Below are 17,660 nucleotides of genomic sequence, written 5' to 3' on the forward strand. Positions count from 1 at the left end.
TCAGCCGCGCACGTCCTGAACCTCGATCAGAGCGTCCAGTTCCGCGTCGACGTCCGGGGCGGCGTGACGGCCCGTTCCGACTGCCAGGTTGATCACGGGTCCGACAGCGTCCAGCCCTGCTTCGGTGAACATCTCGGCGTGTGACGTGGGCACCGGACGGTCGATGATCACCCCGGACACGAATGGGCGCCACGCCGACGCAGTCCGCAGTGGGTCGAAGGTGTCGGTCTGTGCCGAGAAGAAGAGCAGATCGCCCACGAACTTGCCCGGACGGTAGCGGTGAGCCAGCTCGGCGCCGGCCGAGTACTCCTCGAACAGTCGCTCGATCCGCTCGCTCGAGACCAAGGGATGATCGCCGATGGCTCCGCGCAAGAGTTCTTCGGCGTCCTCGGGTGTCAGATCGCGCTCGTCGGTGTCCGGCACCGAGATCCCCAACCCGCCGATCAGTTCGGCGAGAGAAGGCTGCGCACCTGCCATAGTCGGGTCTTCGAGAACGAAGCTGTCGAGCAGAATCAGGTCGGCGACGCTCTCACCGGCTGCTTGCAACTGCACCGCCGCCGCATGGGCGATCAATCCGCCGATCGACCACCCCAGCAGGTGATACGGACCGTGCGGCTGGACGCCGCGAATTTCCTCGACGTACCGCGCCGCGAAGTCCTCGATCAGCTCCGCCCGGAATTCGGGGTCCGTCAGGACCGGTGACTGCAGGCCGTACAGCGGCCTGCTCGAATCGACGTAGCGGTCGAGCGCCCCGTAGCACCAGGCCAATCCGATGGCCGGATGGATGCAGAACAGTGGCTCGGCGCGGCCTTCCGGGCGCAGTGGCAGGACTACTGCAAGGGCGGAGGTATCCGCGTCACTTGTCACAACTTTTTCCTCGAGTTCGAAGAGTCTGCGCGCCAATGCCTCCGGAGTCGGGTCGGAGAATATCCACGCGACGGGGACGGTCAGGCCGGTGCGTTCCTTGATGGCAGCGACCAAACGCGTTGCCATGAGTGAGTTTCCGCCGAGTTCGAAGAAACTCGAATCGGCGAAGGTGTCGGCGTCGGCAAGATCAAGTACCTCCGCGAAAGCAGCGCAGATCGCGATCTCGTCGCGGCCTTCCGGGCCGCGTCCACTGGGCGACTCCCAGAGGGGAGCAGGGAGAGCGGTGCGATCCAGCTTGCCGGCCGGTGTGGTCGGGACTGCGTCGATCGCGACAACAGCGGACGGGATCATGTGCGCAGGCAGGGATATGGCTGCGTGGCGGCGTAACGCCGAGGCGTCGACGTCCCCGTTGGCCGGGACGACGTACGCGACGATCCGAGCGTCGCCACCTTCACCGACGACCACGCTCACGGCCGAATGCACAGACGCCTCCGACGCCAGCACCGCGTCGATTTCGCCGAGTTCGATCCGGAACCCTCGCACCTTGACCTGGTGGTCCGCGCGTCCGAGGTAGACAAGCGACCCTGCGCGATCTTCACGCACGAGATCCCCGGTGCGGTACATCCGAGCGCCTTCGGGTCCGTGCGGGTCGGCGACGAACCGCGTCGCCGTCAGCGCGGGGTTGCCGAGGTACCCGCGGGCGAGACCGTCGCCGCTGACGTAGAGCTCACCGACGACCCGGCCAGGGACCGAGTGCAGGCGGGAATCGAGAATCATCGCGTCCACGCCGCGGATCGGACCGCCGATAGTCACGGGCTCCCCCGCTGCCAGCGAATCGCTGACGGTGACCGCGACGGTTGCCTCGGTGGGGCCGTACGCGTTGAACATTCGACGCCCCGGGGCCCACCGAGATACGAGGTCGGCAGAGCACGCATCGCCGCCGACGACTACGGCTTCGAGATGGTCGAGTCCAGCGGGATCGACAGTTGCCAGCGCGGCCGGAGTCACAAACGCATGGGTGATTGCCTGCTCGTCGAGCAATTCGTGCAATTCGACGCCGCCGATAATTGTCGGCGGCGCTATCACCATCGTTGCGCCGGCGCCGAACGCCAGCAACAGCTCGAGAACCGAAGCGTCGAAGCTCGTCGAGGCGAAGCTCAGAGCGCGGGAGTGTGTGGTGACCCCGAAGCGTTCACGCTGTTCGTCGGCGAACGCTGCCAGTCCGGCGTGAGTGACCAACACGCCCTTGGGTTTTCCGGTCGAGCCCGAGGTGTAGATCAGGTAGGCCGGATTGTCGAGCTCGAGTGGCGCGTCAGGCAGAGTCTCGGAATGGACGGCCTCGATTTCGGCGGTGAATTCGGCTGCGTCGAGTTCGATCCACGACGTGACATCCGGGAGTTCGGCCAGATACCGGCCTCGGGTGATACCGAGGACTGCCCCACTGTCGGTGAGCATGTGCTCGATCCGCTCGGCGGGATACGCGGGATCGACGGGAAGGAACACCCCGCCTGCCTTCGCCACGGCCCAGAGCGCGATCACGTAGTCGGCTGACCTTGGAAGCGCCAGTGCCACAATCATTTCCGGAGTAATTCCACGAGCGATCAGTGCAAACGCCATCGCGTCGGAGCGGCGGTCGAGTTCGCCGTAGGTGAGGGTGGTGGATGCGGCGACGTCGACAAGTGCCAGGGAATGCGGATCGGCGGCGCCGCGAAGCAGCAGTTCCGGCAAGGTCAGAGCATCGCCGGCCGGACGTCCGTGCAGCGCGCGCCGACCATGTCCCACGAGGTCCACGTCACCGACGACGACGGAGGGCTGGGCGGTCAGTGTCTCGACGATCGTTTCCAGCATCACCGCAAACGAGTTCGCCGTGTCGGCGTCGAAGAGGTCCCGTGCATAGGTGAGGGAGGCCGCGTAGCCGCCGCCCTCCTCCGCGGTCTGTTCGACAACGGTGAACTGCAGGTCGTACTTGGCGATGTCCGGTGTGATCTCGTGGGCGCGAACGGTAAGTCCCGGGAGATCCCACGCCGTCGGATGAGCGCCGTGGAACGAGATCATCGCCTGGAACACCGGATGACGGTCGGTGGCCCGGGTCGGCGCCACGACGTCCACGACCTGCTCGAACGGAATGTCCGCGTGGGCGAACGCGTCGAGATCGACGGACCGGACTGTACGCAGGACGTCGACGAAGGTGGATCCGGGGTCAATCGTCGTACGCAGCCCTACCGTGCCCACGAACATCCCCACCAGGTCGTCGAGAACTCGGTGTCCGCGCCCGGCGACCGGGGATCCGATCACGATGTCGGTGCTCCGGCTGAGCCTGGCCAGCAGCACCGCGTATGCAGCGTGCAACACCATGAACGGCGTCGCCGCATTCGCGGCGGCAACCGCCTCGACCGCGATCCGGGTGTGCGCCGGGAGCGAGACCGCGGCGTGGGCACCGCTCAACGACTGGGTGAGCGGGCGAGTTCGATCGCTGGGAAGGTCGATCAGCTCGGGTGCTCCCCGCAACGTCTCCCGCCAGTACGACGCCTGTGCCCCGAGCACGCTCTCGGATTCGTTCACCGCGCCCAGCGCTTCCCGCTGCCAGATGGCGAAGTCCGCGTAGTGCACCTCGAGGGGCATGAACTCGGGGGCGTGTCCCGAACTTCTCGCGACGTAGGCGGTGAGAACGTCCTTCATCAACGGGGCGATCGACCACCCGTCCGCCGCGATGTGGTGGATCACGATGACCAGAGTGTGTTGCTGCGGCGTCGACTCGAGCAGAAGTGCCCGAACGGGGGCTTGGGTTGTGACGTCGAATCCGCGCGACGCAAATTCTCGGGCGAGCTCTGCCGGTTCGCGGGTGTCGGCGTTTCCGAATTCCAGCGAGGTGAACGCGTCCTGGATCACCTGGTGTGGACCGGTGTCGGAGTCGGGGAACACCGTGCGCAGGATCTCGTGTCTTTCGATCACGTCCAGGACAGCAGCTTCGAGAGCCGGCACGTCGAGCGCACCGTCGAGCGAAATCGCGGCAGGGACGTTGTAGGCCGGCGAGCTGGGATCCATCTGATTGAGGAACCAGATGCGTGCTTGCGCGTAGGAAAGCGGAATCCGGTCCGGGCGATCGGCAACGGCGATCGGAGGAAGTGCCTTTACCTCGGCGGAAATGTCGAGTGCGGCGGCAAGTTCCCGAATTTCGGGGTGCTCGAACAGCATTCGGACAGGGATCTGCCTACCCAGCGACTCCCCCAGGCGCTGAGCCAGTCTGGTGGCGAGTAGGGAGTTGCCACCGAGTTCGAAGAAGCTGTCCGACGCACTGATCTGTTCGATTCCCAGCAGTTCTGCCACGACGCCGGCGACCTGGAATTCGGTCTCGGTGATCAGCGGCTCGACACTTCGTTCGGACGAACGCAGTGTCGGCGCAGGCAGCGCCGCTCGGTCGAGTTTCCCGACGGGGGTGAGCGGAACGCGCTCGATCGGGGTGATCGCCGACGGCACCATGAAGGCCGGGAGCGAGCGGCGCGCGTGACTCAACAGCTCGTCCACCTCGACGGATTCCGTGCCGAGTACCACGTACGACGCCAACATCGTCTCCCCGGAAGCTGCGTTCACGCCCACGGTGACCGCGAACTCGACGCCGGGGTATGCGCTGAGCACGGAGTCGATCTCGCCCAGTTCGATGCGGAATCCGCGCACTTTCACCTGATGATCAGAGCGTCCGACGTATTCGAGCGTCTCGTGCGGCGTCCACCGAACCAGGTCTCCGGTCCGGTACATGCGGGTGCCGGCCGGACCGAACGGCGCTGCCACGAATCGGGTCGCCGTCAAGGCGGGTTGGTCGAGGTAGCCGCGGGCAAGTCCCAGGCCGGCGATGTAGAGCTCACCGGCGACCCCGACGGGAACCGGCCGAGCGGAACCGTCGAGAACCACCGCGGACACTCCGCGGACGGGTCCGCCGATGGTCACGGTCTCCCCCGCCGTCAGGGCATCGCTGATGCACACCATGACGGTGGTTTCCGTCGGTCCGTATCCGTTGAACAACCGGCGACCGGGTGCCCACTTGCGGACCAGTTCGGGTGAGCAGGCCTCACCGCCGACAACGATCGACTGCAAGACGTCCAGCCCGGTGGGATCGACCGAGGCCAGTGCAGCCGGCGTGATGAACGCGTGGGTCACCTGTTGATCGGTGACAAGTTTCGCGAGGTCCTCGCCGCCGTACACGTCGGGAGTTGCGATCACCATCGCCCCGCCCTCACCCACGGCGAGCAGCAGTTCGAGGATGGATGCGTCGAAACTCGGTGAGGAGAAGTGCAGTGTCCGCGACTGCGCCGAGATGCCGTAGCGCGCCGTCTGCTCGGCGGCCAATGCGCTCAGGCCACGGTGAGTGACGCTGACGCCCTTGGGCTTTCCCGTCGATCCGGACGTGTAGATGATGTAGGCGAGGTTGTCGATCCGGATCGGTGCGGCCGGAACCGGCTGCCCGACACCGTCGCCGTAGATGCCGCCCATCGTCATCCACGGAACCGGGCGGGGCAGCGATTCGATCACCGCTTCCGTCGTCACTCCGCGGGTGGCTCCCGAATCGGTGAGCATGTGCAGAATTCGATCGGCGGGATATCGCGGATCGACCGGAACAAACGCGGCACCGGTCAAGGCAACGCCCCACAGCGCGACGATCGAGTCGATCGAACGCGGAATGGCTATTGCCACAATATCTTCGGCGCCGATCCCCTCGGTGGTCAAGCGCCGGGCAAGGGAAGACGCACGAGCGAACAGGTCGCGGTAGAGCACGGTGGTGTCACCGGATCGAAGGGCCACCGAGTCCCCTGAGCGGGTAGCAGTCCGCGTCAAGATCTCGGCCAAGGTACGCGCGGCTGTCCACGCCGGACCGCGAACCGGCATCAGCGACGCCCGCTCGAGGGTGCTGAGGAATTCGATGTCGTCGATCGCCGTGTCCGGCTCGGCGGCGATGGCGCGGGCCACAGACTGCACACGGGAGGCGATCGATTCTGCGGTGACGGTGTCGAAGAGCGCCTCGGCAAACCTGAGCGATCCGGTGATCTCCGTGTTCTCGGAATCGCCGGCCAGCAGGGTGAACTCGAGGTCGAACTTCGCGACGGACGGTTCGAGTGGCTGCGCCTCTAGATGCGCGTCGTGGACCGTGACCTGCGGCGAGAGCAGATTCTGGTGGTACGACAGCATGACCTGGAACAGGGGGTGCCGTGTGGTGGACCGGTCGAGATCGAGGGCGTCGACCAGCACCTCGAAGGGCAGCTCGGCGTGCGCGAAAGCGGCAAGGTCGAGATCGCGGACCACCTCGAGCAGAGAGGTGAACGACGCTCGATGATCGACCGGAGTGCGAAGCGGTACCGAATTGACGAACATCCCGATCAGGGAGTCCAGTTCGGGTCGCCCGCGGCCCGCTACCGGAGTCCCGATCACCACGTCGTCGGTTGCACCGAGACGGGCGAGAACAACCGCCAGGATCGCGTGTACGACCATGAATTGCGTCGTACCACTCCGTCGCGCCAGGGCGCCGAGTCGCTCCCCCGTCGCCGCGTCGATGACGATCGGGACCGATCCGACAGCGTTGGTGGTGACAGATCCGCGTGCGCGATCCACGGGTAGCAGTACCTCGTCCGGGGCACCGGCCATGGCAGCTGTCCAGAACGTCAGCTCGCGGGCAACCAGAGACTCAGGATCATTGGTCTGTCCGAGCGAGTCTTGCTGCCACAGCGCGTAATCGGCGTACTGCACGTCGAGCGGCGCAAAAACTGGTGCATCTCCGACAACGCGCGCGGTGTAAGCAGCGATGAAATCTGTGGCAAAGGGAGTCAGAGACCAGCCGTCGAACGCGATGTGGTGGATGACGACGACCAGTACGTGATCGTCCGTGTCCTCGCGCACGAGCAGTGCCCGAATCGGTAGATCCGAACCGAGGTCGAACCCCCGCGCCGCAAACTCCGTCGTCGCCGCGTCGACTCCTTCGGAGCCGACATAGTGCTCGATCGAGAACTGCACGTCGGAAAGCGCTCGGATGACCTGGCTCGGGCCATCCGCGCTGTCGACGTAGATCGTTCGAAGTACCTCGTGGCGTGCGATGACGTCCGCAAGTGCATCTTCGAGCGCATCGCCGTGGATGTGTCCGGTGATCCGGATCGCGAACGGGATGTTGTAGACCGAGGACTGAGGATCGAAGCGATTGACGAACCACAGTCGCTGTTGTGCAGCGGAGAGTGGCAGGCGGTCCGGGCGAGCACCGGCGCTCAGGGCAGGTCGATGGTCTGATTCTTCGGCGTTCGCCGCCAGACGCGCAGCGAGAGCTTCGACGGTCGGCGCTTCGAAGATCGAGCGCACGTCCACGGCGAATCCCGTCGCTGCGCTCAACCGTGCGGACACCTGCGTCGCGACGAGGGAGTTGCCTCCGAGATCGAAGAAGCTGTCGGCGGCCCGGACCTCGGATACGTCGAGCAGCGAGGCGAAGACGTCGGCGACGGTTCGTTCGAGCCCGGGTTCCGGATCACGACCCGTTCCGAGGATTTCGCGCGGAATCGGCGTCGGTAGTGCTCTGCGATCGAGTTTGCCGACCGGGGTCAGCGGAATCGCGTCGATCGGGGTGATCGACGACGGAATCATGTAGCGCGGCAGCGTCTCGGCGAGGGTGGCAAAGAGCGACTCGGTAGCAGCGTGTCCGTTCAGCAGCACGTACGAGGCCAGGGTGGTGCCGGCAGCAGATTCGACGGGAATTGTCGTCGCGAAGTGCACGAGAGGGGAATCCATCAGGGCAGCGTCGATCTCGCCGAGTTCGATGCGGAACCCGCGGATCTTGAGCTGATGATCGCTACGGCCGACATAACGAAGGGTGAGGTCCTTGGTCCAGCGGACCAGGTCACCGGTTCGGTACATCCGGGCACCGGGCGTCGAGTACGGATGCGCGACAAAACGATCCGACGTCAGTGCAGGCCGGAGGTGGTAGCCACGCGCGAGGCCCGGCCCACCGATGTACAGCTCGCCGACGCCGCCGATGGGGACCGGTCGCAGCCGGGCGTCGAGCACCACGGCGTCGATCCCGCGGATGGGGCCGCCGATGGTGATCGGCTCGCCCGGTGAGAGTGGATCACTGATGGCGACCATGACGGTGGTTTCGGTCGGACCGTATCCGTTGTGCAGTCTGCGCCCGTTACCCCAGCTCGAGACCAGTTCCGGAGTGCACACATCGCCGCCGACGACGACGCATTCCAGTGCCGTCACGCCCGCCGGATCGACGGTCGCCAGAGCAGCCGGAGTGATGAAGGCATGAGTGACCTCGCGGCTTCGGAGGAACTCGCTCAACGCCTCCCCTCCGTAGATGTCGGCGGGTGCGATCACCATCGTCGCGCCGGTCGAACCGGCGAGCAGAAGTTCGAGCACGGCGCCGTCGAAGCTCGGCGACGCAAAATGCAGAGTCCGCGAATCAGCGGTGATCCGGTACCGATCCTGTTGTTCGCGAGCAAGATTGACCAAACCCGCGTGAGTGACGACGGTGCCCTTCGGCACTCCGGTCGAGCCGGACGTGTAGATGACGTACGCAGCCGAGGCCGCAGAGATCGATCCCGTTCTGTCCGCTTCGTCGATCGCAGCATCGGAGTAGGCGGCACATTCTGCAACGGTGTCCGCGTCGCCGAGGTCGATCCAGACCGCGACGTTCCCGCCGACCGCCGGACCAGCCGCAACCTCGGCGGACCGAATTCCGATGCGCACCCCCGAATCTTCGAGCATGTGCGCAACGCGATCTGCGGGATAGCGAGGATCGACCGGGACGAAAACGCCGCCGGCTTTGGTCACCGCCCAGACTGCGAGCACCGAGTCGACCGATCGGGCGACCGCCAGCGCGACCGGCGTTTCGGGGCCGACGCCCAGGTCCATGAGGTATCGAGCAATCCGATTCGATCGGCGCTCCAACTCTGCGTACGTGAGTGACCGCTCGGAGTCTTCGAGGGCGATCGCGTCGGGATGCGCCAGCGCGCTCTCGCCCAGGATCTGCGCCAAGGTCGATTCGCCGAGCGAGAGGTCACCGCGCCGCGGCAGTATCACGGCGCCCTCCCGGGCGCCGAGTACGCGAAGGTCACCAACCGGTGCAGACGGTTCCGACACTGCCGATTCCACGAGTGTCACAAAGTTACGCGCCAACGCTTCGACGGTCGTTTTGTCGAACAGATCGGTGGAATAGGTGAACGTGGCATCGATTCCCGCTGCGGACCCGCCCTCGCGACGCTCCGTGACGGTGAGTTCGAGATCGAACTTGGTCAGCCCCGTCTCCACCGCCCGCGCCGTCATCGACACTCCTGCGAGTTCAGCTGTGTGAGTGGTGGTTATCCGCGAGGTGATGGCCGCCTGAAAGACCGGGTGATGCGACGACGAGCGGTCCAGTTCGAGCGCGTCCACGACGACGTCGAACGGCACGTCCGCATTGTCGAAGGCATCCACATCGACGGCTCTGACCTGCGCGAGGTACTCCCCGAACGGTGCATCACGATCGACGACGGTCCGCAAGGCAAGGGTGTTCACGAACATGCCGACCAGCAGATCGAGAGACCTGTCCCCTCGTCCAGCCACCGGTGTTCCGACGACGATGTCGTCAGTGCCGCTGTAGCGGGCCAGAAGGAGCGCGAAGCACGCGTGCAGCGCGATGAATGTAGTGGCGTCGTGATCCGCAGCGAGCGCAACGAGCTTCTGGTGGGTGGAAGCGCCGATCCTGATGTCGACGCCGGCTCCGCGCATGGACGGATCGAGTGGGCGCAGACGGTCTGTCGGCAGGTGGAGTTGCTCGGGCGCTCCCGCCAGGCGCTGCTTCCAGAAGGCAATTTGGGAGTGGGCAAGAGACTGGGCGGATGTAGCGTCACCGAGGTGTTCCCGGTGCCAGAGCGCATAGTCGGCATATTGAACGGGAAGGGGCGCCCACTGTGGTCCGTTGCCGCCGACGCGTGCCGCGTAGGCGCCGGTGAGGTCGGCGGCCAGCGGCGCGAGTGACCAACCGTCGGCCACCATGTGATGCAGAACTACGACGAGGACGGCCTCCTCGTCACCGCCCTCCTTGTCGTCGGCGACAGTGATCAGCAGGTAGCGCACCGGGCGTTCGCGAACCAGATCGAAACCGGCCGAAGAGAATTCGAAGATCACCCTCTCGAGGCTTTCGCGTTCCACCTCGATCGACTCGAGCCCCGCGATACCCTCGCCGAGGCCCAGAACCTTTTGCGTCGCGTTGTCCCCGATCTGAGGAAACACGGTGCGCAGTGACTCGTGGCGGGTCACCACGTCCATGATCGCGGCGCCCAGTGCGTCGGCGTCGACATCGCCGCTCAGCGACACCGCCAGCGGAATGTTGTAGGCACCTGATTCCGGTGCGACACGGTTGAGGAACCACAGTCGCTGCTGCGCGGGAGCGAGCGGTAGTACTGCCGGCCTGGCCACTACCTGAATACCGTCGGCGTCCGGCGTCCGCACGGCACGCTCGATGGTCGCCGCGATCCCGGACACCGTGGGGTGATCGAAGAGAGCACGCAGCGGCATCCGAACCCCGGTAGATTCGGTCAAGCGCGCTACCGCCGTCGTCGCTACCAGCGAGTTTCCGCCCAGATGGAAGAAATTGTCGTCGAGTCCGAGCGGTCCGCTACCCAGGATGTCAGCCAGAACCGCGGCAACCTTGCCCTCGATCGGTGTCGTCGGAGGCCGGAAGGCCTTGGTGGAGGCCAGGATCGGCGACGGCAGCGCACGCCGGTCGAGTTTTCCGTTGGTGGTCAACGGAATTGAATCGATGACCATGAAGGCGTCGGGAACCATGTAGGTCGGGAGGACTTCGGCCGCGTGGGCGCGGAGGACGTCCACGTCCACGGCGCCGGAAGCCGTCACGTACGTCACCAGAGCGCCACCGGCCGGCGTCGGAGCCACGACGGTCACGGCGTCGTCGATTCCCGGCGCGCTGAGGATGACGGAGTCGATCTCGCCGAGTTCGATCCGGAATCCGCGGATCTTGACCTGTGCGTCTCCGCGCCCGAGGTATTCGAGTTGTCCGGGCGCGATCCAGCGTGCACGGTCGCCGGAGCGGTACAGCCGTCGTCCGCCGGCATTGAACGGATCCGCGACGAACCTGCCAGAGGTGAGATCGGGTCGGCCCAGATAACCGCGGGCGAGTTGACCGCCCGCGACGTAGATCTCCCCCGCGATTCCCACCGGGACCGGCGAGAGATGCTCGTCGAGCAGGTACACACGAAGTCCGTCGATCGCGTCACCGATCCGGCTGCCGGTAACCGAACTCGCACTCGGTCGGTCGAGTTCGAGATGGGTGACGTGCACCGTCGTCTCGGTGATGCCGTACATGTTGACGAGCGCGGGCCCGGATTTCGCGTGATTGTCGTAGCCCGGGTGATTGTCGTACCAGCGTCCGAGTCGACGCAGGTCCAACGCTTCGCCACCGAAGATCACGAACCGGAGCCGAGTCTGCGAATCGGCCCGAAGGTCCGCTTCGATGAACTGGTAGAAGGCCGAAGGCGTCTGATTGAGCACCGTGACGCCTTCCGCAGCAACCAGCGCTCGGAAAGCATCGGGGTCGCGTGAGACTTCGTGATCGACCAGCACCAGAGTTCCACCGTGGAGCAGCGCGCCCCACAGTTCCCACACCGAGAAGTCGAAGGCGAACGAGTGGAACATCGTCCACACGTCGCTGCCGTCGAATCCGAATTCGACGTGCGTGTTCTCGAACAATCGCACCACGGTGGCATGGGTGACGGAGACGCCTTTGGGTCGACCCGTCGACCCCGAGGTGTAGATCGCGTACGCCAGATTGTCGGCTCCGTGCGCACGCGGGCGCTCATCGGCTTCCAGACTCGCACCGGAGTACTCGTCGGAGTCGACTCCGACGACCGTCACATCAGAGTTCAGGAAGGTGGGGTTCGGGAAGGTGGAGTTCGGGCTAGTGGAATCGGAAATGATGCACACCGGTTGCGCATCCTCGACCACATACGCCAAGCGCTCGGCCGGGTGCGCACGATCGAGCGGGAGATATCCGCCGCCGGCCTTCAGCACCGCGACAGCCGCGACGATCATGTCGACGGATTTCGGCAGCATGATTCCGACCAGCGACTCGGAGTGCACGCCGTGATCGACGAGCTTGCGCGCCAACCGATTCGATCGTCGATCGAGTTCGAGGTACGACACTCGCTCGTCGCCCACGACGGCGATCGCGTCAGGGGTCGCGCGAACACGGTCGGCGAAGATGTCGGAGAGCGTTCGGACCGGCGTGGTCGGCAGAACGGGCGGTACAAGCGCCTGGCGCGCGTCCGCGCGGAGCAAGTCCACAGCGCCGAGCACCGACTGCGGAGCACTGACCATTGCGGTCAAGATTCGTAGATAGCGGTCGGCGAGGTCGTCGGCTTGCTCTTTCGTGCCGAGCCAATCCAGAACCCCGGAAATCGGCTGATCGAAGTCGGCATGCTCACCCGTCGGAATCGCGAGGGAGACAAACAGTTCCGGAGCTGTCGCGAGGTCGGACCCGATCGGCGCACCGACCATGAGTCCCGGAAATCTCGGGTGTGCATCGAGCGGTTCCTCGAAGCAGACCATCGCCCGGAACAACGGGCCCGTCTCCACCCATCGACCGTCGCCGAGGGCGGCGGTCACCGAAGACAGAAGAATGTCTGCGTGTTCGAAGGCGTCGATCGCGACGGTGTCCACCGCGCCGACCAGATCGGTGAGCGTCATGGTGTTCGACACCATCGAGCGAAGCACCAGCTGGTTGGCGAACATCGAGACGAAGTCGTCCGGATTCGAGGCGCCGTATCCGCGAACCGAGACTCCGATCGACACCTCGTCGGCCGAACCGACGCGGCGCAGCAGTCCGGTCATCGCAGACTGGAACAGCACGAACAGACTCGTGTTCATCGTCGTCGCCATCGTCTCGAGGCGGCGGCAGAGGTCTGCCTCGATCTGGAGGGGCGTGGACGTTCGACCGGTTCCGGCGACGACCGGCAACCCCAGTTCCTCGGCCGGGTTCGACAATGTCGACGACCAGTATTCGACGTTGCGGGCGTGCTGTACTTCTGCGATCCACTTCCCCGCGGCGTCCGGGTCGATGTCCATCAATCGAGTTCCCGATTCTGCGGCACAGAACAATTCGAGGAATTCGAGGAACCGTCGATGGTGACGCGAAATGTCCTCGTCGGTGTAGAGGTCTGGATTCGCGGCGAAGTCGATCTGGATCTCTTCGGCTGCGGAAGTCTGATAGACGTTGACCGAGAGGTCTTCGATCGGCCCGGTCGAGATCACGTGGAGTTCGCCGTGCGCGTCGCCGAGAGTGATTCCGGAGTGGAACAGCATGAGGTTGATCAGCGGTCCGTGGAAGCCTCGGCCGTCGGCGATGCTGTGATCACCGGCGTTGAGGACGCGTCGCAGGTCCTCGTGGCGGTACTTCTGATGACGCAGTGCGCCGGTGAGTTCGAGCTTCACCTCACGAAGCAAGTCCCCCACTGCAAAGTAGGGGTCGACGCTCGCGCGTATCGGGACGACGTTCGACATCATTCCGCCGGACCTGCGAGCAGCCTTTGTCGTCCGCCCCGAAACCGGGAGGCTGAGTACGACATCGCGAGTTCCGATCGCCCGGGCGAGGTAGGCGGCCAGAGCGCCGATCACCACCGAGGACGTCGTCACGTCGTGCGCTTCGGCAAGGCGTTCGAGGGAGCGTCGCAGTTCTTCCGGCACCGTCGCCGACCGCAGCCGTGACCAGGCCTGCGACGGAGCGGTCGAGGACGCGAGCGAGGTTCCGCTCGGCTTGTCGGCCATCTTCGTAGTCCAGTAGTCGCGATCGCGCTCCCACCGCGTGGAGCCCAGATAGTCGGATTCAGCCTTCACCAAAGCCTCGAGAGGCGCAGTTACCACTGGGGGAACTGGCAGATCCCGTACGGCGGCGGTGTAGATCTCGGCCGTGCGGTTCATCATCGACATCGCACCGAAACCGTCGAGGGCTACGTGATGGATGCGGCTGTACCAGTAGGAATGGTCGTCGCGAAGAACCAGGACCGCGAGCCTGACCAGGCGATCGGTGAACGGATCGATGGCGGCGGTGTGCTCGCGCCGCATCCATTCGCGCGCCGCCGATTCCGGATCCGATTCGGTGCGCAGGTCGACCACGTCGAGGGAATCGTCCATGTCGACATCGAGCCACTGACGCGCAACCCCGTCGACCTCGACCAGGCGCAGGTACCCGGAACCGATCTCGCGGCCGGTCTGCTTACTGGCAGCGGTCAGCAGGTCGATGTCGAGCGGGCCGTCCACATCGACGTACTGAGCGATGCTGACCGGTATCTCGGGTCGAAGCTGTTGTGCGACAAGCAGGGAAAGTTGCGCGGCAGAAAGAGGGAAGGTGAGTTCGTCGTCCGGACGAGCTGCGGAAACGATTCCTCGGTCGGGACTGCCATCCACACGAATCTCCCTCTTACAACTTGATCATGATGCAAACAGGTATATGCGCCCGCTGGACGCCTCGAACTGATCGAGGTACTTCGAAATGAGACGAATACATTGGATGGTTCCGGTGGAAACTGGCAAATCGCCCGCCGGAGATCACATCGTGACAATCAGCTGCGATGTTACCGATGAGTCAGCTTCCAGCAAATATTCATCAAACAACCATTTGGGACTATTGTCCTGAATATCATGGCTAAAACGGCCCTATATAACAAACCGAAGCGCCGGTACCCGACGAACGGGCACCGACGCTCCGGTGAAATCTATTCAGTTGATCGTGCTGAGATTCCTCGTCAGACAGTGAAGCCGAGTGCGCGCAGCTGCTCGCGTCCGTCCTCGGTGATCTTGTCCGGTCCCCACGGCGGCAACCACACCCAGTTGATCTTCATGTCGGTACACAGATCGCTACGCACCAGTGCGCCGCGTGCCTGGTCCTCGATCACGTCGGTCAACGGGCACGCCGCCGATGTCAGAGTCATGTCGATCGTGACGACGCCGTCGTCTTCGAAGAGTCCGTAGACCAGTCCGAGATCGACGACGTTGATTCCCAGTTCGGGGTCGACGACGTCGCGCATTGCTTCTTCGAGTTCGTCGAGTCGCTCAGGCGACGGGACAGTTCCACTGCCCTGTGCGCCACCGAATTCCGCAGTGGAATCGGGATTCGGATTCACCGGAGCGCCGACCTCGGCGTCCTGCACTGGTTGTGTCTCGGTCATGATCCCTGTCCTTCAGTCGTGTCGACCAATTCACTGCTGTCCGCCGTCGTCACAGCACTGCCGTCGACAATCTGGACTACAGCATCCTTGAATGCCATCCATCCGAGCAAAGCGCACTTGACGCGTGCCGGGTACTTCGAGACGCCGACGAAGGCGATGCCGTCGCCGAGAACGTCCTCGTCCCCCTCGACGGTGCCCCGACTGCTCACCATTTCGCTGAACGCCGTCACCGTCTTCAGTGCGTCGGTTACCTGCATCCCGATGACGAGGTCGTTGAGCACTGACGTCGACGCCTGGCTGATCGAACAACCCTGCCCGTCGTACGAGACGTCGGAGACCGTTCCGTCCTCGGAGATCTGGACGCGCAACGTCACCTCGTCGCCACACGTCGGGTTGACGTGGTGCACCTCGGCGCCGAACGGCTCACGGAGTCCGCGGCCGTGCGGATGTTTGTAGTGATCGAGGATCACTTCCTGATACATCTGCTCCATGCGCATGATTCAGTTCAACTCCCCTGCGACACCGAAAAATTCCTGCGCACGCTTGATCGCGGCAACGAGAACATCGATTTCCGCGGTGGTGTTGTAGAGCGCAAACGACGCACGGGCCGTCGCAGCGACACCGAACTTACGATGCAGCGGCCACGCACAATGGTGTCCGACGCGAATCGCGACGCCCTCGTCGTCGAGGATCTGTCCGAGGTCGTGGGCGTGAATACCGTCCACGACAAAGGAAATCGCTCCGCCGCGGTTCTCGGACGTCTGCGGTCCGATGATGCGCAGACCTTCGATCGCCGACAACTTTTCGAGAGCAGCCTCCACCAACACGTGCTCGTGCGCTGCGACGGCGTCCATCCCGAAGGTGTTCAGGTAATCCACGGCAGCGCCCAGCCCGACCACCTGTGAGGTCATCGGTACGCCTGCCTCGAAACGCTGAGGCGGCGGCGCGTAAGTGCTGACCTCCATGGTGACCGTCTCGATCATCGATCCGCCGGTGATGAACGGAGGCATCGCTGCCAGCAGTTCACGACGGCCGTAGAGAACTCCGACCCCGGAAGGGCCTAGCATCTTGTGACCGGAGAACGCCGCGTAGTCCACTCCCAGTTCGTGGAAGTCGACCGCCATGTGAGGCACCGACTGGCACGCGTCGAGCACGACGAGTGCACCGACGGCGCGTGCTCGTCGCACCAATTCCTCGACCGGTGCGATCGCGCCGGTCACGTTGGACTGGTGGGTGAACGAAACAACCTTCACCGCGTCCGTCAACTCCAGCGAATCGAGATCGATCCGGCCGTCGTCGGTGACGCCGTACCACTTGAGCGTGGCACCGGTTCGGCGCGCAAGTTCCTGCCAGGGAACGAGGTTGGCGTGGTGTTCGAGTTCGGTGATGACGATTTCGTCGCCAGGACCGACATGGCGGTCGAAGCGATCGTCACCGAGAACGTAGGTCACCAGATTGAGAGCCTCGGTGGCGTTCTTGGTGAACACCAACTCGTCCGAATCCGCACCCACGAAGGACGCGATGGTGGCGCGAGCATTCTCGTACGCGTCCGTCGCCTCTTCTGCGAGCTGATGAGCACCCCGGTGTACTGCCGCGTTACACGTCGTCAGGAAGTCCCGTTCGGCATCGAGAACCTGGACCGGACGCTGCGAAGTAGCGCCGGAATCCAAGTACACCAGAGGTTTTCCGTCGCGCACGGTCCGCGCCAGGATCGGGAAGTCGGCCCGAACCGCTGTGACGTCGAGCTCGCGCACCGAGGTGGTCATCGTGATTACGCTCCCTGGGTAGCTGCGGTGTCCGCGGTGAAACGAACGTAGCCGTTGGTCTCGAGCTCGTCGGCCAGTTCCGGTCCGCCGGACTCGACGATGCGGCCACCGACGAACACGTGGACGAAGTCGGGGTTGATGTAGCGCAGGATGCGCGTGTAGTGCGTGATCAGCAGAACTCCACCGTTCTCGCGCTCCTTGTAGCGGTTGACGCCTTCGGAGACCGTGCGCAGAGCATCGACGTCGAGGCCGGAGTCGGTCTCGTCGAGGATCGCGATCTTCGGCTTGAGCATGCCCAGCTGCAGGATCTCGTGGCGCTTCTTCTCACCACCGGAGAAGCCTTCGTTGACCGAGCGCTCGATGAACGAGGGGTCGATCTCGAGCTCGCTGAGGGCTTCCTTGACTTCCTTGACCCAGTGGCGCAGCTTGGGAGCCTCGCCGCGCACTGCCGTAGCGGCGGTGCGAAGGAAGTTGGACATGGAGACGCCGGGAACCTCGACGGGGTACTGCATGGCCAGGAACAGCCCGGCACGCGCACGCTCGTCGACGCTCATCGCGAGGACGTCTTCACCGTTGAGGGTGATCGAACCGGAGGTGACCTGGTACTTCGGGTGACCGGCGATGGCGTACGACAGAGTCGACTTGCCGGAGCCGTTGGGGCCCATGATCGCGTGGGTCTCGCCGGAGCGGACCGTCAGGTCGACGCCCTTGAGGATCTGGATGGGCTCGGCGTTGGCGTCGGAGTTGGCAACCTCGACGTGCAGGTCACGAACCTCGAGGACCGAGATGGCCGGTGTGGTGGTGTTGTCACTGGTAGACATGAAATTCCTTCAAG

5 protein-coding genes are annotated in these 17,660 nt (G+C 64.4%); all 5 read right to left on the reverse strand.

Going from position 1 to position 17,660, the window contains the following annotated elements:
- The 5 genes from ACFQ6Y_RS06180 to sufC all read right to left on the reverse strand — a co-directional run bounded on the left by ACFQ6Y_RS06180 (position 1) and on the right by sufC (position 17,646).
- The gene (locus ACFQ6Y_RS06180) at positions 1-14,298 is read right to left on the reverse strand and encodes an amino acid adenylation domain-containing protein (protein ID WP_378630231.1); all 14,298 of its coding nucleotides are present in this window, start codon (positions 14,296-14,298) and stop codon (positions 1-3) included.
- 338 nt (positions 14,299-14,636) lie between these two features.
- Positions 14,637-15,059 (reverse strand): metal-sulfur cluster assembly factor, encoded by a 423-nt coding sequence (locus tag ACFQ6Y_RS06185; RefSeq protein ID WP_003944963.1) that lies wholly within the window; start codon positions 15,057-15,059, stop codon positions 14,637-14,639.
- Complete coding sequence (gene sufU, locus ACFQ6Y_RS06190; RefSeq protein ID WP_378630234.1) at positions 15,056-15,556, reverse strand: Fe-S cluster assembly sulfur transfer protein SufU; 501 nt, start codon at positions 15,554-15,556, stop codon at positions 15,056-15,058. Before sufU ends, ACFQ6Y_RS06185 begins: the two co-directional genes overlap by 4 nt.
- A 3-nt stretch (positions 15,557-15,559) precedes the next feature.
- A complete protein-coding gene (locus ACFQ6Y_RS06195) occupies positions 15,560-16,825 on the reverse strand; it encodes a cysteine desulfurase (protein WP_003944865.1) in 1,266 nt (421 codons plus the stop codon).
- A gap of 5 nt (positions 16,826-16,830) precedes the next feature.
- Positions 16,831-17,646 (reverse strand): Fe-S cluster assembly ATPase SufC, encoded by an 816-nt coding sequence (sufC, locus tag ACFQ6Y_RS06200; RefSeq protein WP_230815582.1) that lies wholly within the window; start codon positions 17,644-17,646, stop codon positions 16,831-16,833.
- Between the last annotated feature and the right edge of the window lie 14 nt (positions 17,647-17,660).

This window comes from Rhodococcus sp. NPDC056516, from assembly GCF_042794655.1.
Lineage (GTDB): Bacteria > Actinomycetota > Actinomycetes > Mycobacteriales > Mycobacteriaceae > Rhodococcus_F.